Genomic DNA, 23,740 nt, shown 5'->3' on the forward strand with positions numbered 1-23,740 from the left:
CTCAGAGGTCCGGGAACAGCCGGCCGGGGTTGAACACCCGCGCCGGGTCGAAGGCGTCCTTCAGCTGGCGGTGCAGCCGGTCCAGCGGCGGCTTGGGCGGCGTGAACACCGGGCCCTCGCCGGCGCCGCGCCAGCGCGTTGCGTGGCCGCCGGCGGCCGCGGCGGCGGCACGCACCGCGGCGCCCGGCAGCGGCGTGCACAGCCAGCGCTGGCCGCCGCCCCATTCGATCAGCTGCTCGCCGGCCAGGCCCAGCGGCGGCGCGGTCGGCGGCAGCGACAGCCGCCACAGCGCGGCGCCCCGGTCGACCGCGGCCCGCGCGCCGGCGAAGAATTCGTCCTGCTGGTCGCGCAGCCCGGTCCAGAAGGCGTCGGCCAGTGTCGGCTCGATCGGCTCGCCGCCCAGCTTCTCGTAGGCCGACTGCACCGCGGCGGCGGCGCCGGCCAGGCGCAGCACCAGCGTGCCGTCCCACCAGGCGCTGGCCGAGATCGGCAGCGGCTGCGCCGACCACGCGGCCAGGCGCTGCAGCGCCTCGGCTTCGCCGAACTCGTAGCGCAGCGTGGCCACCGCCGGCGGCCGCGGCAGCACCTTCAGCGAGACCTCGCAGATCAGGCCCAGCACGCCCAGCGAGCCGGCGAGCAGCCGCGGCACGTCGTAGCCGGCGACGTTCTTCATCACCTGGCCGCCGAAGGTCAGCACCTCGGCGCGGCCGCTCAACATCGTCGCGCCGAGCACGAAGTCGCGCACGCTGCCCGAGGCCGCGCGGCCGGGGCCGGCCAGGCCCGAGGCGACCATGCCGCCGACGGTGCCACCGGCGGCGAAGCGCGGCGGCTCGAAAGCCAGCCACTGGCCCCGTTCGGCCAGCGCCGCCTCCAGCTCGGCCAGCGGCGTGCCGGCGCGAGCGGTGACGACGAGCTCGCTCGGTTCGTAAGAGCTGATGCCGGCCAGCTCCGCCGTCTCCAGCGGCTCGCCGGCGGGCGTCTCGCCGTGCCAGCGCTTGGTGCCGCCGCCGACGATCTCGAGCTTCGTGCCGTCGGCCGCCGCGGCCCGCACGCGTTCGACCAGGCGGCCCAGCGCCGCGTCCTCGTGTGCCGTCATCGTCAGAAACGCTCCAGTTCGGCGAAGGCCAGCAAGCCGCGCCGCACGTGCTGCTTGCCGCCTTCGACGCAGCGCACCAGCGTCGGGATCACCTTGCCGGGGTTCAGCAGCCCGGCCGGGTCGAAGGCGGTCTTCAGCGCCGCCATCTGGGCGCGTTCCTCGGGGCTGAACTGCACGCACATGCTGGCCAGCTTCTCGACGCCGACGCCGTGCTCGCCGGTGATCGTGCCGCCCAGGCGCACGCTGGTCTCCAGAATGTCGGCGCCGAAGGCCTCGCAGCGGCGCAGCTGGTCGGGGTCGTTGGCGTCGTAGAGGATCAGCGGGTGCAGGTTGCCGTCGCCGGCGTGGAAGACGTTGGCGCAGCGCAGGCCGTAGGTCTGCTCCATCTGCTGGATGGCGAGCAGGATGTCGGCGAGCCGCTTGCGCGGGATCGTCGAGTCCATGCAGAGGTAGTCCGGGCTGATGCGGCCCGAGGCCGGGAAGGCGTTCTTGCGCCCGCTCCAGAAGCGCAGCCGCTGGGCCTCGTCGCGGCTGACCTCCAGCCGCGTCGCGCCGCAGCCGGTCAGCACGTCCAGCATGCGCTGGATCTCCTCGGCCACCTCCTCGGGCGTGCCGTCGCTCTCGCACAGCAGGATGGCCTCGGCCGTCAGGTCGTAGCCGGCGTGCACGAAGTCCTCGACCGCGGCGGTCATCGGCTTGTCCATCATCTCCAGCCCGGCGGGGATGATGCCGGCGGCGATGATCGCCGCCACCGCGTCGCCGGCGCGGCGCACGTCGTCGAAGCTGGCCATGATGCAGCGCGCCAGCTGCGGCTTGGGCACCAGGCGCACCGTGACCTCGGTGGCGACGGCCAGCATGCCCTCGCTGCCGATGACCGCCGCCAGCAGGTCCAGCCCCGGCGCGTCCAGCGCCAGGCCGCCGAACTCGACCGGCTCGCCCTCGGCGGTGAAGCCGCGCACGCGCAGCACGTTGTGGATCGTCAGCCCGTACTTCAGGCAGTGCACGCCGCCGGAGTTCTCGGCGACGTTGCCGCCGATCGTGCAGGCGATCTGGCTCGACGGGTCGGGCGCGTAGTACAGGCCGTGCGGCGCCGCGGCCTCGCTGATCGCGAGGTTGCGCACGCCGCACTGCACGGTGGCTGTGCGTGCCAGCGGGTCGACGGCGAGGATGCGGTTGAACTTGGCCAGCGACAGCGTGACGCCCAGCGCGTGCGGCATCGCGCCGCCCGACAGCCCCGTGCCGGCGCCGCGTGCGACCACCGGCACGCCCAGTGCGTGGCAGGCGCGGAGCACGCCCGAGACCTGGGCCTCGGTCTCGGGCAGCGCCACGGCCAGCGGCAGTTGCCGGTAGGCGGTGAGGCCGTCGCACTCGTAGGGCGTGGTGTCCTCGCGCTGCCAGAGCAGCGCGTGCGCCGGCAGCACCTTGCCGAGCGCGGCGACGACCTCGGCCTGGCGGCGGGCGCGCGTGGCGGCGTCGGGCGGGGCCTCGGCGGCGGGCATCGCGGCGTCGGCGGGCAGGGGAGCGTTCATGCGCGGCGGGGGCTGGCGGCGGGCTGCGGGGGACTGTAGCAAGCGCGGCACGCCCCGCGCCGCCCCGGGGTCAGGGCTTGCAGGGGCGGCGTGCGGCGCTCAGGCCGGCTCCTGCGACGGGGCGGGCGGGTTGTCGGCCGGTGGCGGCGCCGTCTCGGTCGCCGCGGGCGGCGGGGCGACGATGGCGGGTGCGGTGGCGGCCGGGGCCGGCGGCAGCGGCCGAGCGGCCTCGTGCATCTCCTTCCACCACACCCCCAGCCCCAGCGCCGCGGCGAGCGCGAAGGCCGCAAACATCCAGCCGGCGACGCCGTCGCGTGGTGGCGGCTCCAGCGAAGGCGCGGCCCGCTCGTGCATCGCCGCCGGCTCGCGCCGGGGCGTCGCCGGCGGGAGGGTGTCGATGACCCGCTGGATCAGGTCGACGGTGGCCGCGTCGGGTGCCCGCGCGGGCGGGACGTCGGCGGCGGAGAAGGAGAACGGCGCCAGCGTCGGCGCCGAGCGCGCTGCCGGCCGCCGCGGCGGCCCGTGGGCCAGCCAGGCGGCGAAGTCGACGATGCTCTGCGGCCGCGCGCCGATGTCGGGAGACACCGCAGCGTCCAGCGTCGCCAGCAGCGCGGCGCCGTAGCGTGCCGACGGGTGGTCGAAGAACAGGCGCTCGACGACGCCGGCCAGCGGCTCGGGCGTGCGGCCGGCCGGCGGCGGCAGCAGGCCGGTGATCGCGAAGCGCGCGAGCTGGGCCAGCGCGTAGACGTCGGTCCAGGCGCCGACGCGGGTCGCGTCGCTGTCGAGTTCGGGCGCGCTGAACCCGGGTTCCAGCGCCGTCAGCCCGCCGCGTGCGATGGCGCGCTCGGCGTACCCGGGCCCGAGCAGCAGCGGCCGGTCGTCGTCGAGCAGCAGCACGCCGGCCGGGTGCAGGCCGCCGTGCACGCCGTTGACGCGGTGCCACTCGTGCAGCGCGGCCAGCAGCGCGTCGAGCAGCGCACGCAGCGCCGGCTCGTCGGGCGGGCCGCTCATCTCGCGGCGCAGCTCGGCCAGCGGCCGGCCGGCATACCAGGGCATCACCAGGCAGGCGCTGCCGTGCGCCGGCAGCAGGTGCAGCACGCGCGCGATCGACGGGTGGTCGCAGCGCGCCAGCCGCCGCCCCTCGTCGATGAAGGCGCGCAGCCCGCGCTCGAAGGCCTCGGCCTGCGCCGGCTCGGCCGGCCCGATGTCGCCATCGGGCCCGCGCCGCGCGATCGCCGCCGGCAGGTACTCCTTCAGCGCCACCGGCACCTCCAGGCCGTGGTCCCAGCCGCGGTAGACGATGGCCGTGGCGCGCAGCGCGACGACGCCGCGGAACTCGAAGCCGTCGATGCGGTGGCCCGGCGGCCAGGCGCTGACGCCGGGGGGCTGGGGCTGGGCGGCCTGGGCGAGGCGTTCGGGGGTGGTCGGCTGGTCGTTCATCGCGCGCGTTCCGGCCCGTGAAGGTAGCCGTGCCGGCGCGGCGACGCTGTAAGCCCTTGTTCCGGCGCCCGGGCCGCCGCCGCGCCGGGCGGCTGAGCTCCGCCTTCAGGCGCGGCCGGTGAAGACCGTCAGCACCCCGGTGTAGCCGTAGACGTGGCGGTGGGCGATCTCGCCGCCGGCGAAGAAGCCGACGAGCGGCACGTCGCCGAGCGCGTGGCGCACGATCTGCAGCTCGGCCGAGGGGCCGCCGAAGTGCGGCCCGCCGCGGCCGGCGCAGCTGACGTAGATCGCGCCTTCGATGCGCCGCGCCGGGGCGGCTTCGGCGCCGTCGGCCGCCGGGTGCAGCTCCTCGCGGATCTCGCTGCACACGCGCACCAGGTCGCGCCGCGCGGCGTCGACGTCGCGGGTGCAGAACGCGAGCCGCATGCCGGGCTCGACGATGTCGGCGACCGCCACCGCGCGCCGGCCCGGGTCCAGGCCGACGAGGTGGCGCACCCGCACGTCGGCCCCGAACTGGCCGCCGCGGCCGACGGCCTGCTGGTCGCCGTCGGTCAGGCCGGCGAGCGTGGCCCGCAGCCGCGGCAGCGCCTGGCGCGGGTCGTGGTCCGCGTCCAGGCCCAGGTCGTGCAGCAGGCAGGGCAGGGCGGGCGCGCCGTCGAGCTCGGCGACGATGTTGCGCTCGGCGCGCGTGATCGTGCGCACCGGGCCCACCGGCTGGCAGCCCTGCGTGACGCGCGACAGCAGCGCCACGTCCTCGCTGAAGGCGACGCCCGACAGCCCGCCCTGCCAGACGCCGTCGGCCAGCTGCACGGCGTTGCCGCGCGAGGCCGCCAGGCCGCCGAACAGGTAGCCGCTGTCGACGCGGTCGCTCAGCTCGGCGATCAGCTCGGCCAGGTCGGGTGTCGCGGCGTCGGCGTGCACCAGCGCGCTGTAGGCGGCGATGCGGTGCAGCGGGCGCACGCCGGAGAAGACCTCGAAGCAGCCCGCCGGCAGGTCGCACAGCATCAGCGCCAGCGCCGGCTCGTCGAAGTACTCGACGCCGCTGGCGGCGACGCCGACACCGACGCTGCCGACCCAGGCGACGCCGGGCCAGCGCTGGCGCAGGTCTTCCAGCAGCGCCTCGGCCTGCGCCGCGTAGGCGTCGGTGAAGTAGGCGAAGCCCAGCGTCGGCGGCCCGCTGGGGCCGGCCTCGAGCGCGGCTCGCTGCGCGTCGATCTGGGCCGCGGCCAGCGCCAGCGCCATGCGCCAGTCGGGGTGGGTGGCGTGTCCGGTGACGAAGCTCGGCATCGGGGCGCGGCTCAGGTCGAGCGTTGGCGTCGTGGCGCGGCCGCGCGTGGGGCGGCCGGGCGCGCCGCCGCCTTCCTGGCGGCCTTCTTCGCCGGAGCGGGCGCGGGTGCCGGGGCCGGTGTCGCGGCGCTGCGCACGTCCTGCATCGCGGCGCTGGCGATCTCGCCGAACTGCTGGGTGAGCGCGCCCCACCACTGCATCGGGTCGATGCCCGGCGGCGGCGGGGGCGGCGTTTTGGCGGAGGGTTCCGGCGCCGCCGCCGCCGGGCGCGGCTTCAGCGCCTCGCGCAGGTCGGGCATCGGCACGTTCATCGAGCGCAGCGTCGACAGCGTCATGCGCTGCACCTCCAGCGCCTGGATCGTCGTGCCCAGCAGGCGCGCGTTCTGCTCGAGCCAGAACTGCACCGTGCGCAGCTCGCCGATGCGTTTTTCCAGCTCGTCGGGGTTCAGCGTCGGCGCGATCCACTGGCCGATGTTCGGCATCCCGGCCCCGGCGTTCTGCAGCAGGCCCTGCAGGAAGTCGTAACCCGGCAGCATCTTCGCGAAGTCGGTCGGTCCCGTCATCCCTGTCTCCTGGCGGCGTGGTCGGGCGATTGTGCGCTGCGGCCGTTCAGTGTGCCGGCACCGGCCGCACGGCGAAGCCGCGTTCGGCGAGCAGCCGCGGCAGCCCCTGCTCGCCGACCATGTGCAGCGCGCCTACGGCGGCGAACACGCGCGCGCCGCGTGCATGCAGCGCGGCGATGCCGTCGGCCAGGCCGGGGTTGCGCGCGTCGACCATCTCGCGCATCGCGGCGCGGTCGCTGTCGTCGGCGATGCAGTCGCACCAGCGTTCGTAGTTGGCCAGCGTGGCCACGTCGGCCTCTTCCCAGGCCCGGGCCAGGCGCGCCAGCGAGGCCGTGCCGCGGCCCGACTCCAGCGGCGCCAGCGTGCGTTCGACCAGCCCGGCGATCGCTGCGGCGTCACGCGGCAGCAGCACCGCGAGCTGCTGCTCGACGCGCTCCAGCGCCACCAGCGGCCGGCCGCGGTCGCGCGCGCTGCGCGCCAGCGCGCCTTCCTGGCCCCAGGCCGGGTCCAGCCCGGCGCGGCGCGCCTCGGCCAGCGTCAGCACGATGGCCTGCATCGCCGGGTGCAGCGGCGCCAGCGCCCGCGTGTCGAGGCAGGCGGCACGCAGCGCGTCGGTCAGCCGCCGGGCCAGCGCCGGCGGCAGCGGCGGCGTCGGGCGCAGCGCCTCGGCCATCAGCTGGCGCTGCACGCCGGGGTCTTCGGGGTCGAGCTCGAGCGCGACGAGGTCGCTGGCCTCCAGCGCCGCGGCCACGCGCGGCCCCGGCGTCGTCCACCCGGCCTTGCCGACGTGCAGCGTGCCGTACAGCCAGGAGCGGCGGCCGTCGCGTTCGATCTCCCACAGCGGCCCGCGGTCGGCCAGCGCCGCGGGCTGCGGGTCCGGCGGTGGCGGGCAGTCCTGGGCCAGCGCCGGCGGCAGCAGCCACAGCGCGGCCAGCGTGGCGGCGATGCGGCGGCGCCAGCGCGCCAGCGGGCTCATTCGTCGCGCTCCGAGACACGCTGCTCGAGCGCGCCGAAGACGCTGGCGCCGTCGGCGCCGAAGGCCTCGACGCGCACCGTGTCGCCGAAGGCCAGCCAGGGCGTGGCCGGCTCGCCGCCCGCCGCGGCCTCGACGGCGCGGCGCTCGGCGATGCAGCCGGCGCCGTCGGCGGCGTCGCGGGCCCCGACCGGGCCGGTGCCGACGATGGCCCCGGCGCCCAGCGTGCGTGTCGTCGCCGCACGCGCGATCAGGCGGCCGAAGTGCCAGCGCATGCCGGCGGCGGCGTCCAGGCGCGAGAAGCGCCGGCCGTTCAGTCGGGTCTCGATGGCCAGCTGCAGCTTGCCGCCGCGCCAGGCCTCGCCCAGTTCCTCGGGCGTCACGGCCACCGGCGCGAACGCCGCCGGCGGCGCGGCCGCGGCCTCCTCGCCGCTGCGCCAGGCGTTGGCCAGCAGCACCAGCCGCACGCCGTCGAGCGCGCGGTCGGCCGGTGTGCCGGCCTCGACGTCGCCGGTGACGACGGCCAGCTGCGGCCCGAAGTCCGGCGCCGGCGCGGTGGCGGCGAAGCGGGCCTCGTCGTGGGCGCCGAGCAGGCCGTCGCCGGCCGCGGCGCGCACCGCGGGCGTCTCGCGCAGCGCCGCCGGCGGCTCGACGCCCAGCGCGCGCAGCATGCGTTCGGCGGCGTCGGGGTAGGCGTCGACCTGCACCCAGTGGAAGGCGCGCGGCAGCGGCGCCATGCACTGGCGCGCGTCGAAGGCGAAAGCGTGGCGCGCCTTGCCGTGGTTCAGCGTCGTGTACAGGTCCTCGAGCTGCGGGCTGACGAAGTTCCAGTCGTCCAGCACCTGCTGCATGCGGGTGGCGATGCCGGTGGCGAAATGGGCTTGCGCCAGATCGCGCGAGACGACGGCGAGCTGGCCGTCGCGCGACCCGTCCTTCAGGGTGACAAGTTTCATGGGCGAGGGGGATCGGCGGGCGTTCCGCGGGTGGGCAGCATTGTCCGATGGCTTCGTGTCCCGGTCGTGCGCCGCGCCGCGCCCGGCCTGCCGTGCTGCCGGCGGGCGCCGCGGTGCTGGCGCTGCACCTGCTGCTGCTCGACGCGCTGCAGCCGCCGCCGCCGTCACCGCCGTCACCGCCTCTGCGGCCCGACGCGGCGCGTGCCGCGATGCACGTGCGCCGGGTGCCGGCCGAGGTGCCGGCCGAGGCGCCGGCCGTGCGGCCGGCCGCACGGCGACCGTTGCGCCCTGCCGCCGCGGGGGCCTTGCCGTCGGCCGCCGCCGGCCCGGCGCCGCCGCTGTACGCCGCCCGCCTGCCGCCGGCGCTGCAGCTGCGCTGGCAGCGCCGTGGCGGCCGGGCCGACGGCGAGCTGCGGCTGGACTGGCAGCCCGGCGCCGACGGCTACCACCTCGTGCTGGCCGACGACGGCGGCGACGGCTGGAGCAGCCGCGGCCGCATCGGCCCGCACGGGCTCGAACCCGAGCGCCTGGTCGAGCGCCGCCGCACGCGCGAGGTGCGGGCGGCCAACTTCCGCCGTGACGTCGGCGTCGTCAGCGCCTCCGGCGGCGGCGCCGAGCATGCACTGCTGCCGGGCGCGCAGGACCGCGCCGGCTGGCTGCTGCAGCTGGCGGCCGTGGTCGCCGCGGCACCCGAGCGTTTTGCCCCCGGCGCGGTGGTCGAGCTCTTCGTCGTCGGCACCCGTGGCGACGCCGCGTGGCGGCGTTTCGAGGTCGAGGCCGTCGAGCCGCTGGACCTGCCGGCCGGCCCGGCCACGGCGCTGCGGCTGGCCAGCGCCGCGCCGGGGCCTTACCAGCCGCGCTGGGAGGTCTGGCTGGACCCGGCGCGCGGCTGGCTGCCGGTGCGCTGGACGAGCCGCGTCGCCGAGACCGGCGCCGAGGCCGACCACCGCCTCGTCGCGGCCGGCTCTTGAAATGGCCGTTGCCGGGGCCAACTGCGGCCCATGCAGATGCTGTACCAGTCCGACACCTTCGTCGTCGTCCAGGTCGAGTTGCCGGCCGAAGCCGGCGCGCCGGCACGCGGCGGCTACGAGATCGTCGACAAGCTCGCGCGCACCGACATCTGGATCGAAGGGGCGGTGGCCGAGAGCTTTCGCCGCGGCGTCGAGGCGCTGGTCGAGCGCGACCCGGGCCCGGAGGCCTTCGACGACTTCATCGCCGGCTACGCCCGGCTCGCCCAGCAGCCGCTGACCCTGCACTGAACGGGCGGGCACAATGGCGCGATGAACGCCCGCACGCCCGCCTACACCCGCGGCCAGGCCCTGGCCGACCTGCTGCCCCGGCGCATCGTCGTCATCGACGGTGCGATGGGCACGATGATCCAGCGCTGGAAGCTCGGCGAAGCCGACTTCCGCAACGACGCGCTGCGCGAGCACCCGAAAGACCTGAAGGGCAACAACGACCTGCTGTCGATCACGCGCCCCGACGTGATCCGCGAGATCCACGCCCAGTACCTGGCGGCCGGCGCCGACATCATCGAGACCAACACCTTCGGCGCGACGACCGTCGCCCAGGAGGACTACGACCTGGCGCCCATGGCGCGCGAGATGAACCTCGCGTCGGCGCGTGTCGCGCGCGAAGCCGCCGACGCCGCGGCCACGCCGGACAAGCCGCGTTTCGTCGCCGGCGCGCTGGGCCCGACGCCGCGCACCGCCAGCATCAGCCCCGACGTCAACGACCCCGGCGCGCGCAACATCACGTTCGACCAGCTGCGCGAGGCCTACCGCGAGCAGGCCGAGGCGCTGCTCGACGGCGGCGTCGACCTGTTCCTCGTCGAGACGATCTTCGACACGCTGAACGCCAAGGCCGCGATCTTCGCGCTCGACGAGCTGATGGAAGCGCGCGGCGAGCGCCTGCCGGTCATCGTCTCGGGCACCGTCACCGACGCCTCGGGCCGCATCCTGTCGGGGCAGACGGTGGGCGCGTTCTGGCACTCGGTGCGCCATGCGCGGCCGCTGGCCATCGGCCTGAACTGTGCGCTCGGCGCGGCGCTGATGCGGCCGTACATCGAGGAGCTGTCGCGCATCGCCGACGACACCTACGTCAGCTGCTATCCGAACGCCGGCCTGCCCAACCCGATGAGCGAGACCGGCTTCGACGAGACGCCGCCGGTCACCGGCGCGCTGATGGCCGACTTCGCCAAGGCCGGTTTCCTGAACATCGTCGGCGGCTGCTGCGGCACGACGCCGGACCACATCGCCGAGATCGCGCGCCGCGTCTCGGCCTACCGGCCGCGCTCGCGCCGCGACCCGCTGTTCACCGGGCTGGTCGCGGCGGCCTGATCGCCGCCGTGTCCGCATCCCAGAGGGCGCCTTTGGCGCCCTCTGGCGAGAGGCGCCGGCATACGGGCCGGATCCGATCCGGGTCTCCCGGTCGGATCCGGAGCCCCCTCGGGGGCGGCCGGGGGCTCAAGGTGCAGCGCACTCGCAGTGCGCCATCGCCGCCGGGCGGCGGCCGTCGCTGGCCTGGATCAGCCAGGCTGCCTGCTGCCGCAGTTCGGCCAGCGGCGCCGGCAGCGGCGGCGGCAGCGCCGCCTGCAGGGCCGGCTGCAGCGCCGTGACGCCGAGGTCGCCGAACCAGGCCATCAGGCGTTCGGCGCGGCCGGGCATCTCCTCCATGTACTGCACGCGGTAGCCCGGCGCCAGCTTGGCGCGCGCCGCGGCCACGGCCAGCGCGTCGCGCAGGCCACCGGTGCGGTCGACCAGGCCGCGCACGCGGGCCTGCGCGCCGCTCCAGACGCGGCCCTGGCCGATCTCGTCGATGCGCTCCGGCGTCGTCTTGCGCGCCGTGGCGACACGTTCGAGGAACTGGCCGTAGACGTGGCCGATGCTCGACTGCAGCACCTGCTCGGTGCGTGCGTCCAGCGGCGCGCGCGGGTCGTAGGCGTCGACCGCCCAGCTCGTGCGGTAGCCCTCGGTGTGCAGGCCCAGGCGTTCGAGCGCACGTTCGGCGGTCGGCAGCACGGCGATGACGCCGATCGAGCCGGTGATCGTCGCCGGGTCGGCGACGATCTCGTCGGCCGAGGTCGAGATCCAGAAGCCGCCCGAGGCCGCGACGTCGCCCATCGACACCACCACCGGCTTGCCGGCGGCGCGGGCCAGCTCCAGCTCGCGGCGGATCAGCTCCGAGCCGAAGGCGCTGCCGCCGGGCGAGTTGACGCGCAGCACGATGGCGCGCACCGCGTCGTCGTCGCGGGCGCGCCGCACCAGCGCCGCGGTCGACAGTCCGCCCACCGTGCCCGGGGCGGCCTCGCCGTCGACGATCATGCCCTCGGCGACGACCACCGCCACCGCGGGGCCGGCGGCCGGCGGCGTGAAACGCGCCGCGTAGGCGGCGAAGCCGATCTGGCGGAAGCTCTCGCCGTCGCGTTCGCCGCGGGCGATCAGCGCCGCGCGCATCTGGTCGCGGGTCTTCATCGCGTCGATCAGGCCTTCACGCGCGGCCAGCTTGGCGGCGTCGCCGCCGGCGGCGGCCAGGCGCTCGGGCAGCTCGGCGATGGCCCGCGACAGGCTGCCGGCGGGCAGGCGGCGCGCATGCTCGATGGTCGCCGCGTAGTCGGCCCACAGGCCGTCGTAGAGCTCGCGGTCGGCCTGCTCGGTCTCGGGCGACGGCCCGCTGGCGGCCAGCGTCTCGGCGGCGTTCTTGAAGCGCCCGGCGCGCACCACGTGCGCGGTGACGCCGAGCTGGTCCAGCGCGTCCTTGAAGTAGGTGCGCCGGCCGCCGTAGCCGCTGATCTCGATGCCGCCCATCGGGTGCAGCCAGACCTCGTCGGCGTGGGCCGCCAGGTAGTACTGGCGCTGGTCGTAGCTGGAGCCCCAGGCGACGACCTTCTTGCCGCCGGCGCGGAAGCGGTCGACGGCGGCGGCCACCTCGCGCAGCGTCGGCAGGCCGGCGCCGGCGAAGTCGTCGAGCACCAGCAGCGCGCTGGTGATGCGGGCGTCGGTGGCACCGGCGTCCAGCGCGGTCAGCAGGTCGCGCAGCCGGGTCTGTTCAAGGTCCGAGCCGCGCACCTTCTGCAGCGCGTTGTCGCGCAGGCTGCCGCTGAACTGCTCCCGGATCGGCCCCTGCGGGTTGAGCACCAGCACCGTCTTGTCGGCCAGCGGCGGCGGGCCGCGGTGCAGCAGTGCCCAGGCCACGGCGGCGAGCACCGCCAGCAGCAGCAGGTTCAGGATCGCCCGCCGTCCGGTGTCCACGAGCCACCACAGGCCGTGCAGCACGCGCATCGTCCGGGAACGGGGTTTCGTCTCGTCGGCCATCGAATCCTCCTCTGACGGGTGCGAGGCTAGCAGGACGTCGTGCGACTGTTCGCGTCAACGGTGGTGCGGGGACATCGGCGGCTCAGACCCGGCGTGTCATGGCGACACGCTGATCGCGACGGCATAGGGCTTGTCGAAGCGCTCGATCAGACGGTCGAGGACCCGCAGGTTGGCCTGGTTCCCGGGATGCGTCGCGGCTGCAACGGCCACGCGGTCGCGGTGGCGCAGCAGCGCGGGCATGTCGCGCTCCAGGAATCCGATCGTTCCCAGCACATAGTCGTTCCAGCGGAAGCTGGCGTGCTCCTGTTTCAGCAGCGCCAGCCTGGCCTTGTCGACCGCTGCGTCGTAGCGCCCCGCTTTCGCCAGCATCTGCGCCGCATGCCACTGCAGTATCTCGGTGTGCCCGTCGTGCTGGGCGGCATACGCCTCGATCAGCGCCGCTGCCTCGACGAAGCACCCGGCGCGAGCCAGGAACCGGAAGCCGGCGTCTTCCGCCTGGTCGAACTGCTCATAGGTCTGGCTGACGGCGAGCCGCTGCGACTGCTCGAGCATCGTGGCGCAGTCCGGCGCTGCGGCCGGTGTCTGCGCGAACGCCGCACTGCTCATCGCGGCGAATGGCAGCGCCAGCGCTGCGAGCGTCAACCGGGCCTGGATCTGCATCGATCGATTGCGGGTTCGAGTTGGAGCGGTCGGCAGGGCGTTCATTCGTCGGCGACGTCGAGCAGTCGTTGTTCGTAGGCGCCGTCTTCCGCCGGATAGCGCAGGCCTGACACGCCGGCCTGTCGGGCCAAGGCCCAGACGGTGCTTTCGCCGGCCGGCAGGCTGCGGGTCGCGGTGCTGTAGAGCGGGTCGCGATAGGCCACTGCGGGCGGCACGATCGTCCAGCCTTTGCTGCGGAACATGCGGACGACGTCGCCGATGAACTCGGCGTTGAGGCGGTTGGTGTGCAGCAGCATCACATGGGCAGGGCTGCGGCCCAGCACCCGGCGGGCCAGCTCGTCGTAATAGAGCGCGCGCTGTTCGAGGTGGTGCAGGTACAGGCGCCGGAAGCGCTCGACCGACTCGGCCGACCTCGGCCCGCGGGCGGCATAACGTTGGTCGTAGTACCAGTCGCTGGTGTCGATGCTGACCGCTGCCGGCCGATAGCCGTGGTCCACCATCCAGGCCCGCAGTGCGTCGCGTTTTTCCGCGGTCTCGCCTTCCTTCAGGTACGGGAAGCGCAGCCGCCGTTGCCATCGCGGCGTGCGGGACAGCAGTTCGTCGGCGCGCATCAGGTCTTCGGTGAAGGCCTCGACCGTCATGCGCGGCGAGCCGAAGCTGCGATGCGAGTAGGTGTGGTTGCCGACGTCGTGGCCGGCGCGGCTCCAGGCGTCCACCTGCTGCAGTCCTAGCGGCGAGTCGACGATCCGGCCCGCGGGGAAGAACATCGCCTGCACCTTCGCGGCCTTCAGTCCGTCCAGAAGGGCTTGCGTCCAGGCCATCGCCATCGGCTGCGATCGTGGGTCCAGGCCGTCGTCGAAGCTGAAGCTGAGGACTTGCGCGCAGGCCGTGTGCACGAACCCGAACAGGGCGACGGATAACAGGCTGCGACGGATTCTGGGCGGCACGTTCGTCGCGCTCGCCGCAAGCGTGCACAGGGTGTCGGTCGTGATGGCCTCGCAGCAGTCCGTTGTGTGGCCCGCGAGCATGGGCCCTGCACGACACTCCGGCGCACGGTTCCGAGCGGCTCCATCGGCTTTCGAGTCGATTGCGATACTCGCAGCGATGTTGTCGATTCTCGCCGTGACGGCGCCCTTCTTCGCGCTGGTGGCGGCGGGTTACGCGGCCGGGCGGCTGCGCCTGCTGCCCGAGAGCGCGATTCCCGGGCTCAACGTCTTCGTCCAGTGCTTCGCGCTGCCGGCGATGCTGCTGCGCCTGGCGATGGCGACGCCGATCTCGCAGTTGCTCGACCCGGCGGTGCTGCTGTGCTGGCTGGGCGCGGCGGCCCTCGTCGTCGGCGCGGTGCTCGCGGCCACCTGGCGGCGCGCCGGGCTCAAGGACGCGGCCTTCGGCGCGCTCGTCGCCACCTTCCCGAACTCGGGCTTCATGGGCGTGCCGTTGCTCGTCGCGCTGCTCGGGCCGCAAGCCGCCGGGCCGACGATCGCGGTGCTGCTGATCGACGTCTTCGTGACCAGCTCGCTGTGCATCGCGCTGGCCCAGGCCGGCGACGCCGCCGGCCACGGCACGCGGCGCGCGCTGGCGCTGGCGCTGCGCGGCGCCGTCGGCAACCCGCTGCCCTGGGCGACGGCGCTGGGCGCCGTGTTCTCGGTGGCCGGCGTCGGCCTGCCGGGCCCGGTGGACACCGTCGTGCGCCTGCTGGCCGACGCGGCGACGCCGGTGGCGCTGTTCACCGTCGGCGCCGTGCTCTGGCGCGCCGGCCAGCGCGCCGGCCACGGTGAGCGCTGGGGCGACGTGGCGGCGATCACCGCCGTCAAGCTGTTCGTGCACCCGGCGCTGGTGGCCGGGCTGGGCCTGGTGCTGGTCGCCGCCGGCGTGCCGCTGACGCCGGCGCAGCTGACGGTGCTGACGCTGGCCGCGGCGCTGCCGAGCGCCAGCAACGTGCCGCTGCTGGCCGAGCGCTACCGCGCCGACGCCGGGCGCATCGCGCGCATCGTGATGCTGTCGACGGCGCTGGCCTTCGGCAGCTTCAGCGCGCTGGTCGGCTGGCTGGGACCGGGCTGAGCGGCAGCGTCGTGCACCGGGCCGGTGTGTGTCAGCGCCGGCCGGCGCGCCACTCGGGCAGGCGGATGCCGCGCCACAGCGTCCAGCCGCGCAGGCCGCACGCGAGCGCGGCCCCGGCGAACAGGCCCGGGCCCGGCGGCCAGCCGAGGTGCTCGCCGAGCACGACGAGCCAGCCGCCGGCGAAGGCGCAGACGGCGTAGGGCTGGTGGTCGTTGAAAGCGGCCGGCACCTCGGCGCAGGCGATGTCGCGCAGCACGCCGCCGCAGGCCGCGGTCATCGTGCCCATCAGCACCGCGATCAGCGCCGGCATGCCGGCGGCGAGCGCGATCTGCGTGCCGCTGGCGGCGAACAGGCCCAGGCCCAGCGCGTCGGGCCACTGGATCGCGCGCTGCGTCGTCGCGACGTGGCGCCGGTCGAGGTAGCGCATCGCCAGCAGCGTCAGCAGCAGCAGGCCCCAGAGCCAGTCGGCGTTGTGCACCCAGAAGAAGGGCCGGCGGTCGAGCAGCAGGTCGCGCATCGTGCCGCCGCCGAAGGCCGACAGGCAGGCCACCGAGAACGAGCCGACGGCGTCCAGCCGCTTGCGCGCTGCGGTCAGCAGCCCGGCGATGAAGAAGGCCAGCGTTCCGGCGACCTCGATGGTCAGGTGCAGCAGATCCAGAGGCATCGTCAGATCGCCAGCGGGTCGACGTCGACGGCCCAGCGGATCAGGCCCTTGTGATGCGGCCGAAGCGCGTGCAGCTGCGGCAGCCAGCCGGAGAGGAAACGCTGCAGCGCCGGCCGCGACGTCGACTCGACGAGCATCTGCACGCGTTCGACATCGGCCACGCGGGACACCGCCGGCGGCACCGCCGGGTACAGGCCGATGCTGTCGATGCCCTCGGCCAGCGTCGCGGCTTCGTCGAGGAAGGCGGTGGCGACCTCGGCGCTCCTGGCTTCCGCCCGCAGCAGCGCCAGGTGGCTGAATGGCGGCAGCCCGGCGCTGCGGCGCTCGTCGAGCTGGCTGGCGGCAAACGCCGCGTAGTCGTGGCGCTTGAGCGCGTCGAACAGCGCGTGCTGCGGGTTCCAGGTCTGGATCCACATCTCGCTGCGTGCCGCCTGCTCGGCGTCGCGCCCGGCGCGGCCGGCGGCCTGCATCAGCAGCGCGAACAGGCGTTCGGGGGCGCGGAAGTCGCTGGCGAACAGCGCCGAGTCGGGGTTCACCGCGACGACCAGCGTGATGCGGCGGAAGTCGTGGCCCTTGGCCACCATCTGCGTGCCGACCAGCACATCGACCTCGCCGGCGTGCACGGCGCCGAGCTGCTGCTCCAGCGCGCCGGCGCCGCGTGTGCTGTCGGCGTCGATGCGCGCGACACGCGCTTCGGGCAGCAGCTCGGCGAGCTGCTCGGCGAGCTTCTCGGTGCCACGCCCGATCGGCGCGATGTCCTGGTTGCCGCAGTCCGGGCAGGCGCGTGGCACACGCTCGGTGAAGCCGCAGTGGTGGCAGCGCAGCGTGCGGTCGGCCTTGTGGAACACGCGCCAGGCGCTGCAGTGCGGGCAGCCGCTCTTCCAGCCGCATTCGCCGCAGTGCAGCACCGGCGCGTAGCCGCGGCGGTTGAGCAGCAGCAGGCTTTGCTCGCCGCGCTCCAGCCGCTGGCGCAGCGCGTCCAGCACCGGCGGCGCCAGCGGCGGCCCGTCGACACCGCGCTGGCGCGGCAGCCGGCTCATGTCGAAGACACGCACCCGCGGCATCGCGCCGCCGCCGATGCGCGCGTCCAGCGCCAGGCGGCGGTAGCGGCCTTCTTGCACACGCTGCCAGGTCTCCAGCGACGGTGTCGCCGAGCCCAGCAGCACCGGCACGCCGGCGTCGTGGGCGCGCCAGACGGCGAGGTCGCGCGCCGAGTAGCGTGCGCCTTCCTGCTGCTTGAACGAGGGGTCGTGCTCCTCGTCGACGACGACCAGCCCCAGCCGCGGCAGCGACGCGAACACCGCCAGCCGCGTGCCGAGCACCAGGTCGGCGGTGCCCAGATGGGCCTGCAGCCAGTTCTTCAGCCGCTGCGCCGGCGTCAGCGCGCTGTGCAGGCTGACCAGACGCCGGCCGGGGAACCGCGCGGCGAACCGCGCTTCGAGCTGCGGCGTCAGGTTGATCTCGGGCACCAGCACCAGCACCTGGCGGCCGGCGTCCAGCGCCTGCTCGGCGGCACGCAGATAGACCTCGGTCTTGCCGCTGCCGGTGACGCCGTGCAGCAGCGCCGGCGCCGTGCCCTCGGCCAAGGCGGCGAGCGCCGCCTGCTGCTCGGCGCTGGGTTCGGGCCGCGGCGGCGGCTCGGCGGCCGGCGGCGGCGCGAGTTTGGCCAGCTTGGCGACGCGGCGTGCGAGCTGCACGTCGTCGAGCTTGCGCAGCTCGGGCGGCAGCACCGACAGCGCCAGCTCGCCGACACCCCGCTGGTAATAGCCGGCGGCGAACTCGACGAGGCGGCGCCAGGCTTCGCCCAGCGGCGGCAGCGCCTCGAGCGCCGCGCCAGCCGGGCGCAGCGCGTCGTCGGCGAGCTCGGTGTCGCCTTCGCGGTGCCAGACGATGCCCGGCACCTCGCGCCGCCCCAGCGGCACACGCAGCAGCGTGCCGGGCGGCCAGGCCTGGTCGGCGAGGTAGTCGAGCACGCCGACCCCCGTGTGCTGGGGTGTCTCGACGGCGACGGCGATGCGCTGGGTCATCGGCTCGTCACTTGCGTGCGAAAGCTCGGTGGCTTCTCAAGGATCGTCCCCAAGTCCTTGTGTTGGAAGGCTTTTCGGACCTGCCCACAGCTTCTGTGGATAACTTTGTGCAGAAGCTGCGTCCAGCGCCTCCAAGTTGTTGATTCTCCAAGCCCCGAGGTTCTTTGCGCGATTTCGTGGCAGCGGAGTGATCGTATATGAATCAACAACTTAGCGAAGACAAACGGCCCCAGTGGGGCCGTTGCGGGGAAGCTGCTGCGGGCCGGTGCCGCAGCACGTTTACTGGGGATAAGTCAAGCCTTCAGGCAGGGCAAACGCTGCCCTGAGCACTCACTTACCGGCCGAGCGAAGCAAACGGCCGTGGTTGTGCACCGCTTCGACAAGCGCGGTGACGTTGTCCGGCGGCGTGTGCTGGCTGATGCCGTGGCCGAGGTTGAAGACGTGGCCGCCCCAGCCGCCGTCGGCACGCTGCGGCGCGCCGAAGCTGTCGAGCACCTTGACCGCTTCCTTGGCGATGACCTCGGGGTTGGAGAACAGCACCGCCGGGTCCAGGTTGCCCTGCAGCGCGACGCGGTCGCCGGTGCGGCGGCGGGCGTCGCCCAGGTTGGCCGTCCAGTCCAGGCCGACGACGTCGGCGCCGATCGCGGCGATCTGTTCCAGCCAGATGCCGCCGCCCTTGGTGAAGACGATGACCGGGATCTGCTGGCCGTCGTGCTGGCGCTTCAGGCCGGCGACGACGCGGCGCGTGTATTCGAGGCTGAATTCCTGGAACACGCCGTCGGCGAGCACGCCGCCCCAGCTGTCGAAGATCATCGCGGCCTGCGCGCCGCACTCGATCTGCTGGTTCAGGTAGGCGGTGACGGCCTGCGCGTTGACGTCGAGGATGCGGTGCAGCAGGTCGGGGCGCGCGTACAGCATCTGCTTGACGACGCGGTAGTCGTCCGAGCCGGCGCCTTCGACCATGTAGCTGGCCAGCGTCCAGGGGCTGCCGGAGAAGCCGATCAGCGGCACGCGGCCGTTGAGCGCCTTGCGCAGCATCGTCACGGTGTCGAAGACGTAGCGCAGCTTGTCCAGGTCGGGCACCTGCAGCGCGGCGACCGAGGCTTCGTCACGCAGCGGGTGGGCGAAACGCGGGCCTTCGCCGGCGCCGAAGGACAGGCCCAGGCCCATCGCGTCGGGCACGACCAGGATGTCGGAGAACAGGATCGCCGCGTCCAGCGCGTAACGGTCCAGCGGCTGCAGCGTCACCTCGGTGGCGTACTGCGGGTTGGTGGCCAGACCCATGAAGCTGTTGCCCGCCTTCTCGCGCGTCGCGCGGTACTCCGGCAGGTAACGACCGGCCTGGCGCATCAGCCAGAGCGGCGTGTGGGTCGTGGGCTGGCGCAGGCACGCGCGCAGGAACTGGTCGTTTTGGAGGGGGGCGAACATCGGAGGATTATCGCCGGCCGGCCTGCGGCCGATTTGATCTCGGCTTGGTTCTCGTCAGCCTCGTCGGCCGCGGGCGCGCCACCGCGTGGCCACCGGCCGGCGTAGCATCGGGCGCCAACCAAGGAGGACACGATGGGTTTGACGAGGTGGATCGCCGCGATCGGTGTCGTGCTGGCCCTGTCGGGCTGCGGCTACAACGACTTCCAGCGCCTGGACGAGCAGGCCAAGTCGCGCTGGGCCGAGGTGCTCAACCAGTACCAGCGCCGCGCCGACCTGGTGCCCAACCTGGTGGCCACCGTCAAGGGCGAAGCGAACTTCGAGCAGGAGACGCTGACCCGTGTCGTCGAGGCGCGCGCGCGTGCGACCTCGATCCAGGCCACGCCCGAGCTGGTCGACAACCCCGAGGCCTTCCGCAAGTTCCAGGCGGCGCAGGGCGAGCTGTCGGGCGCGCTGTCGCGGCTGCTGATGGTCAGCGAGAACTACCCCAGCCTGCGCGCCAACCAGGGCTTCCAGGACCTGCGGGTGCAGCTCGAAGGCACCGAGAACCGCATCACCGTCGCGCGCAACCAGTACATCCAGGCGGTGCAGGAATACAACGTGCTGGCGCGCAGCTTCCCGAGCAACCTGACGGCGATGGTCTTCGGCTACGAGGTCAAGCCCAGCCTGCAGGTGCAGGACGAGGCGGCGATCAGCCGGCCGCCGGCGGTGAACTTCGAGAGCCCGGCCTCCCGGTGAGCGCCTGAGCATGCCGCGCCTGCTGCGCGCGCTGGCCCTGCTGCTGGCGCTGTTCGTGCCGGTGGTCTTCGCCCAGGGCGGGTTGAAGCCCGTGCCGGCGCTGACGGCGCGTGTCATCGACCAGACCGCGACGCTGGCGCCGGCGGCGCGTGACGCGCTGGAGGCCAGGCTCGCCGCCTTCGAGGCCGAGGCCGGGCCGCAGATCGTCGTGCTGATCGTGCCCGACACCGCGCCCGAGGACATCGCGGCCTACGCCTGGCGCGTGGCCGACCAGTGGAAGATCGGCCGGCGCGAGGTCGGCGACGGCGTGCTGGTGCTGGTGTCGATGGGCGACCGGCGCGTGCGCATCGAGGTCGCGCGCGCGCTCGAAGGCGCGATCCCCGACCTGGCAGCGCGCCAGATCATCGACCGCGCGATCCGGCCCGCGTTCCGCGAAGGCGACTACGCCGGCGGGCTGGAGGCTGGCGTCGACCAGCTGATCGCGCGCATCCGCGGCGAGAACCTGCCGCTGCCGGCCGCCGCCGGCCGCGGCGAGGACGGCACGCAGTTCGAGGACTGGGTGGTGCTGCTGTTCTTCGGCGTGCCGGTGATGGCCTCGGTGCTGTCCGGGGCGCTGGGGCGCAAGCTCGGCGTGCCGCTGACCGCGGCCATCGCCGGCGGCATCGCCTGGTGGGTGACGGCCAGCGTGCTGGTCGCGCTCGGTGTCGGCGTCGCGGCGCTGGTTTTCGCGCTGGTCTTCAGCGTCGCGTCGGCGCTGCGCCAGATCGGCGGCGGCTCCGGCCGTGGCGGCGGTGGCTGGGGCGGAGGCGGCGGCTTCGGCGGTGGCGGGTTCCGTGGCGGTGGCGGCGGCGGCGGTGGTTTCCGCTCCGGCGGCGGCGGCAGTTTCGGCGGCGGCGGCGCCTCGGGGGGCTGGTGATGGGTCTGGGACGTGCGTTGCGCCATCTGTTCGCCGACCACGGCGACGTGCGCCGGGTGCTCGACGATGCCGCGATGGCGCGCCTGGCCGAGCGCGTGCGGGCCAGCGAGGCGCGCCATTCGGGCGAGATCCGGCTGTGCGTCGAGGCCGGCCTGCCCTGGGGCTGGCTGCAGCGCCCGGTGCGCGAACGTGCGCTGGAGGTCTTCGCCGAACTGGGGGTCTGGGACACCGAGGCCAACAACGGCGTGCTGATCTACCTGCTGCTGGCCGACCATGCGATCGAGCTCGTCGCCGACCGTGGCGTGATGCGCCACGCGCCGGCCGGTCACTGGGACGGCGTCGTCGCGACGATGCGCGAAGCGTTCCGCGCCGGGCGTTTCGAGGACGGGCTGGCGCAGGCCGTCGACGCCGTCGACGCGCTGCTGGTGCGGCACTACCCGCTGGCCGAAGGCGAGGCCAACCCGAACGAGCTGCCCGACGCGCCGCACGTGCGCTGACGGCGGCGCGCCGGCCCGGCGCTAGAAGAAGTAGCGCGCGGTCAGCGTCGCGGTCCGGGGCGAGCCGAAGACGTTGCCGCCGGTCGCCCAGCCGAGGGTCTCGTAGTAGCGCCGGTCGAAGACGTTGTCGACGTTGAGCTGCAGGTCCAGCGCCGCGCTCGCCTGGTAGCCCGCGCTCAGGCCCCAGACCGCCCAGCCGCCCTGGCGGATGCGGCTGTCGTCGCTCGACACCACGCTGTTCTGCGCGTAGACCTTGGCGCCGACGCGCCAGCGCGAGAGTTCACCCGGCAGCCGGTAGCGCGTCGAGAGCTTGAACTGGTGGCGCGGCAGATCGCTGTCGTAGAGCCGGCCGATGTTGGCGGCGCTGCTGTCCTGCGTGTACTTGGCGGCAGCGTAGGTGTAGCCGGCGGTCAGTTGCCAGGCCGGGGTCAGCGCGCCGCTGAGCTCCATCTCGACGCCCTTGCTCTCGACCTCCCCCGACGCGCGCTTGCAGTAGCCCAAGCTGCTGCCGGGGCAGGGGTTGGGACCGTCGAGGTCGTCGGTGGCGCGGTTGCGCTGCTCGATCAGGAAGACGGCGAGGCTGGCGTTGAGCCGGCCGTCGAGGTACTCGCCCTTCACCCCGAGCTCGTAGTTGCGGCCGGTGATCGGGTCGAGCAGCTGGCCGTCGCGGTCGCGGCTGGACTGGGGTTCGAAGATCTCGGTCCAGCTGGCGTAGGCCGAGTGGCGTGCATCGATCTCGTAGACCAGCCCGGCGTACGGGGTGAACTCGTCGTCGACCTCGTAGCCCGTGCCCGCGCCGTGGTTGCGGAACTCGTAGGCGCTCAGCCGCGCGCCGAGCACCAGCTTCAGCGGGTCGGCGAGCTGCAGCCGCGTCGCCGCGTAGAGCGCCTTCTGGCGCGTCGTGTACGAGTAGCGCCACAGCGACATGTCGATGTCGGGCTCGGCGACCGCCGAGGCGTCCCAGTCGTAGGGGTCGACCACGGGACCGTCGGCGCTCCAGGCGTAGTCGGCCCAGCCGCCCCAGTTGCGGTTGTCGTAGCGGCGGTAGCTGGCGCCGAGCACGAACTCGTGGCGCCGGCCCCAGAGCTCGAACGGCCCCTGCAGCGAGGCGTCGTAGCTGTCCTGCCGGTTGTCGAGGCGGTAGTGCTGGGTGTCCTGGTGCAGCACGCCGTCGATGCGGCTCAGGTTGGAGAACACCATGTCCTGTTCGGGGCGCTTCCAGGTGGCGGCCAGTCGCACCTGCCAGCCACCGGCGAAGCGGTGCTCGAGTTCGGCGAAGGCGGTGTTGTCGGTCTGGTGCCAGTAGTCGAAGTCGTTGGCGTAGTTGCTCGAACGGGACAGGCCCGGCAGGAAGCTGCCGTCGGCCGCGGTCGGCAGGCCGGGGATGAAGCCGTCGTTGTCCACCTTGCGGTGGTACAGCCCGAGGGTCGCCGTCGTGGCCGGCGTCAGGTCGGCATCGACGATGGCGTAGAAGAGGTGGTTGCGGTCGTGCGCGGTGTCGTAGAAACGATCCCTGTCCTGCGCGCTGACGACGGCGCGGCCGCGCAGCGAGCCGGCCTCGTTCAGCGGCCCGCTGACGTCCACCACGCCGCGCTTGTCGTTCCAGCGGCCCAGGCTCAGGCCGACGCTGCCCTGGAACTCGTCGGTCGGGCGCTTGCGCACGAGGTTGATCGCGGCCGACGGCGTGCCGGCGCCGGTGGTCAGGCCGGTGGCGCCGCGCACGACCTCGACGCGGTCATAGATGTCCAGCGCGTCGTTGTCGGCGTTGAAGGTGCCATTGGCCCCGGTGCTGGTCGGCAGGCCGTCGATCAGCAGGTTGGAGACGGCGAAGCCGCGCGCGCTGAAGCTGCCCGACTCGCCGGCGTAGTAGCCCTTCTGCATCGTCAGGCCGGTGACGCTGCGCACCGCGTCGTCCAGCGTCGTCAGGTTCTGGTCCTCGATCTGGCTGCGGGTCAGCACGCTGACCGACTGCGGCGTTTCGCGCACCGACATCGGCAGCTTCGTCGCGGTGTTCATGCGGCGCGTGGTGTAGGAGCCGCTGCCTTCGGTGGCGCCGTTGTCGGCGCTGGCGCGTGCCGTCAGCGCCGGCAGGCTTTGCCCGGCAGCGGCTTCGCTGCCGCCCGCCGGGGGTGCCTCGCGCAGCACGTAGCCCGCCGGGCCGAGAGACAGGGCCTGAAGTCCGGTGCCGTCGAGCAGCAGGCGCAGGCCGTCGGCCGCGCTGTGCTGCCCCTGCAGGCCGCGCGTGCGGCGTGCACCCAGCAGCGCCGGGTCGGCGCTGACGCTCACCCGGGCCGCTGCGGCGAACGCGGGCAGCGCGGCGCCCAGCGGGCCGGCGGGCACCTGGAAGTCGTGGATGGCCGCGTCGGCGGTCGCCTGCGTCCTTGCCTGGGCGTGGGCGGCGGGGATCGCCGAGGGCATCGCGCCCAGCGCGAGCGCGGTGGCGCAAGCGCCTGCGGCGCGGCTCAGGGGCATGGCGCCGGGCCGGCGGCGCGTCTGCGCGCGGCGGCTGCGGGGTCCTGGGGTCATGGAGTTTCCTTCGCTGTAGTCGCTGTCCGGCAATGAGCTGCCATCGAACAGGACACGCGAACGGGCCGAAAG

The 23,740-nt window shown here is 74.1% G+C and carries 21 protein-coding genes; 7 read left to right on the plus strand and 14 right to left on the minus strand.

Annotation, left to right across the window (positions count from 1 at the left end):
- Position 1 precedes the first annotated feature (1 nt).
- From glcE to LOC65_RS08900, 7 genes are all read right to left on the minus strand, one after another.
- Positions 2 to 1,096, minus strand: coding sequence for a glycolate oxidase subunit GlcE (gene glcE, locus LOC65_RS08870; protein ID WP_230247241.1), 1,095 nt, complete (start codon positions 1,094 to 1,096; stop codon positions 2 to 4).
- 2 nt (positions 1,097 to 1,098) lie between these two features.
- Entirely contained in the window at positions 1,099 to 2,625 is a 1,527-nt protein-coding gene (locus tag LOC65_RS08875; protein WP_230247242.1) for an FAD-linked oxidase C-terminal domain-containing protein, read from the minus strand.
- Positions 2,626 to 2,724: 99 nt separating this feature from the next.
- Entirely contained in the window at positions 2,725 to 4,065 is a 1,341-nt protein-coding gene (locus LOC65_RS08880; protein ID WP_230247243.1) for a hypothetical protein, read from the minus strand.
- A gap of 105 nt (positions 4,066 to 4,170) precedes the next feature.
- Positions 4,171 to 5,352 carry an FIST N-terminal domain-containing protein gene (locus LOC65_RS08885; protein ID WP_230247244.1) on the minus strand — a complete coding sequence of 394 codons (1,182 nt, stop codon included), beginning with the start codon at positions 5,350 to 5,352 and terminating at the stop codon, positions 4,171 to 4,173.
- Positions 5,353 to 5,363: 11 nt separating this feature from the next.
- Positions 5,364 to 5,915: a PhaM family polyhydroxyalkanoate granule multifunctional regulatory protein gene (locus tag LOC65_RS08890; protein WP_230247245.1), complete on the minus strand. Its 552-nt coding sequence runs from the start codon at positions 5,913 to 5,915 to the stop codon at positions 5,364 to 5,366.
- A 46-nt stretch (positions 5,916 to 5,961) separates the two neighbouring features.
- Complete coding sequence (locus tag LOC65_RS08895) at positions 5,962 to 6,891, minus strand: TraB/GumN family protein (protein ID WP_230247246.1); 930 nt, start codon at positions 6,889 to 6,891, stop codon at positions 5,962 to 5,964.
- Positions 6,888 to 7,841 (minus strand): fumarylacetoacetate hydrolase family protein, encoded by a 954-nt coding sequence (locus LOC65_RS08900; protein ID WP_029718446.1) that lies wholly within the window; start codon positions 7,839 to 7,841, stop codon positions 6,888 to 6,890. The genes LOC65_RS08895 and LOC65_RS08900 overlap by 4 nt, the downstream gene beginning before the upstream one ends.
- Before the next feature lie 47 nt (positions 7,842 to 7,888).
- On the opposite strand from LOC65_RS08900, the gene LOC65_RS08905 reads away from it, so the two are divergent.
- The 3 genes from LOC65_RS08905 to LOC65_RS08915 are packed head-to-tail and all read left to right on the plus strand — an operon-like array spanning position 7,889 to position 10,180.
- On the plus strand, positions 7,889 to 8,812 hold the full coding sequence (locus LOC65_RS08905) for a hypothetical protein (RefSeq protein ID WP_230247247.1): 924 nt from the start codon (positions 7,889 to 7,891) through the stop codon (positions 8,810 to 8,812).
- A 30-nt stretch (positions 8,813 to 8,842) separates the two neighbouring features.
- Positions 8,843 to 9,100 (plus strand): DUF3567 domain-containing protein, encoded by a 258-nt coding sequence (locus LOC65_RS08910; protein ID WP_230247248.1) that lies wholly within the window; start codon positions 8,843 to 8,845, stop codon positions 9,098 to 9,100.
- 21 nt (positions 9,101 to 9,121) lie between these two features.
- Positions 9,122 to 10,180, plus strand: coding sequence for a homocysteine S-methyltransferase family protein (locus LOC65_RS08915; RefSeq protein WP_164962492.1), 1,059 nt, complete (start codon positions 9,122 to 9,124; stop codon positions 10,178 to 10,180).
- 126 nt (positions 10,181 to 10,306) lie between these two features.
- Here the strand turns inward: LOC65_RS08915 and sppA are convergent, their stop codons facing one another.
- From sppA to LOC65_RS08930, 3 genes are all read right to left on the minus strand, one after another.
- On the minus strand, positions 10,307 to 12,154 hold the full coding sequence (sppA, locus tag LOC65_RS08920; protein WP_230247249.1) for a signal peptide peptidase SppA: 1,848 nt from the start codon (positions 12,152 to 12,154) through the stop codon (positions 10,307 to 10,309).
- Positions 12,155 to 12,250: 96 nt separating this feature from the next.
- Entirely contained in the window at positions 12,251 to 12,814 is a 564-nt protein-coding gene (locus tag LOC65_RS08925) for a hypothetical protein (protein ID WP_230247250.1), read from the minus strand.
- Between the two features lie 41 nt (positions 12,815 to 12,855).
- Entirely contained in the window at positions 12,856 to 13,842 is a 987-nt protein-coding gene (locus LOC65_RS08930) for a polysaccharide deacetylase family protein (protein ID WP_230247251.1), read from the minus strand.
- Between the two features lie 76 nt (positions 13,843 to 13,918).
- On the opposite strand from LOC65_RS08930, the gene LOC65_RS08935 reads away from it, so the two are divergent.
- On the plus strand, positions 13,919 to 14,875 hold the full coding sequence (locus LOC65_RS08935; protein ID WP_230247252.1) for an AEC family transporter: 957 nt from the start codon (positions 13,919 to 13,921) through the stop codon (positions 14,873 to 14,875).
- A 31-nt stretch (positions 14,876 to 14,906) separates the two neighbouring features.
- Here the strand turns inward: LOC65_RS08935 and LOC65_RS08940 are convergent, their stop codons facing one another.
- The 3 genes from LOC65_RS08940 to hemE form a co-directional block, all read right to left on the minus strand.
- Positions 14,907 to 15,539, minus strand: a complete 633-nt coding sequence (locus LOC65_RS08940; RefSeq protein WP_009858595.1) for a trimeric intracellular cation channel family protein — start codon at positions 15,537 to 15,539, stop codon at positions 14,907 to 14,909.
- 2 nt (positions 15,540 to 15,541) lie between these two features.
- The gene (locus tag LOC65_RS08945; RefSeq protein WP_230247253.1) at positions 15,542 to 17,566 is read right to left on the minus strand and encodes a primosomal protein N'; all 2,025 of its coding nucleotides are present in this window, start codon (positions 17,564 to 17,566) and stop codon (positions 15,542 to 15,544) included.
- A 330-nt stretch (positions 17,567 to 17,896) separates the two neighbouring features.
- The gene (gene hemE, locus LOC65_RS08950; protein WP_230247254.1) at positions 17,897 to 18,994 is read right to left on the minus strand and encodes a uroporphyrinogen decarboxylase; all 1,098 of its coding nucleotides are present in this window, start codon (positions 18,992 to 18,994) and stop codon (positions 17,897 to 17,899) included.
- Between the two features lie 132 nt (positions 18,995 to 19,126).
- On the opposite strand from hemE, the gene LOC65_RS08955 reads away from it, so the two are divergent.
- Genes LOC65_RS08955 through LOC65_RS08965 form a run of 3 tightly spaced genes read left to right on the plus strand, consistent with a single transcriptional unit; the run spans position 19,127 to position 21,142 of the window.
- A complete protein-coding gene (locus LOC65_RS08955) occupies positions 19,127 to 19,729 on the plus strand; it encodes a LemA family protein (RefSeq protein WP_206023481.1) in 603 nt (200 codons plus the stop codon).
- A 10-nt stretch (positions 19,730 to 19,739) separates the two neighbouring features.
- Positions 19,740 to 20,645: a YgcG family protein gene (locus LOC65_RS08960; RefSeq protein ID WP_230247255.1), complete on the plus strand. Its 906-nt coding sequence runs from the start codon at positions 19,740 to 19,742 to the stop codon at positions 20,643 to 20,645.
- Positions 20,645 to 21,142, plus strand: coding sequence for a TPM domain-containing protein (locus LOC65_RS08965; protein ID WP_164962496.1), 498 nt, complete (start codon positions 20,645 to 20,647; stop codon positions 21,140 to 21,142). Before LOC65_RS08960 ends, LOC65_RS08965 begins: the two co-directional genes overlap by 1 nt.
- A 21-nt stretch (positions 21,143 to 21,163) precedes the next feature.
- Here LOC65_RS08965 and LOC65_RS08970 read toward each other — a convergent pair whose 3' ends face one another.
- Complete coding sequence (locus LOC65_RS08970) at positions 21,164 to 23,668, minus strand: TonB-dependent siderophore receptor (protein ID WP_230247313.1); 2,505 nt, start codon at positions 23,666 to 23,668, stop codon at positions 21,164 to 21,166.
- Positions 23,669 to 23,740: the final 72 nt, after the last annotated feature.

Source organism: Rubrivivax sp. JA1055 (assembly GCF_020966565.1).
GTDB classification, from domain to species: Bacteria; Pseudomonadota; Gammaproteobacteria; order Burkholderiales; family Burkholderiaceae_C; genus Rubrivivax; species Rubrivivax benzoatilyticus.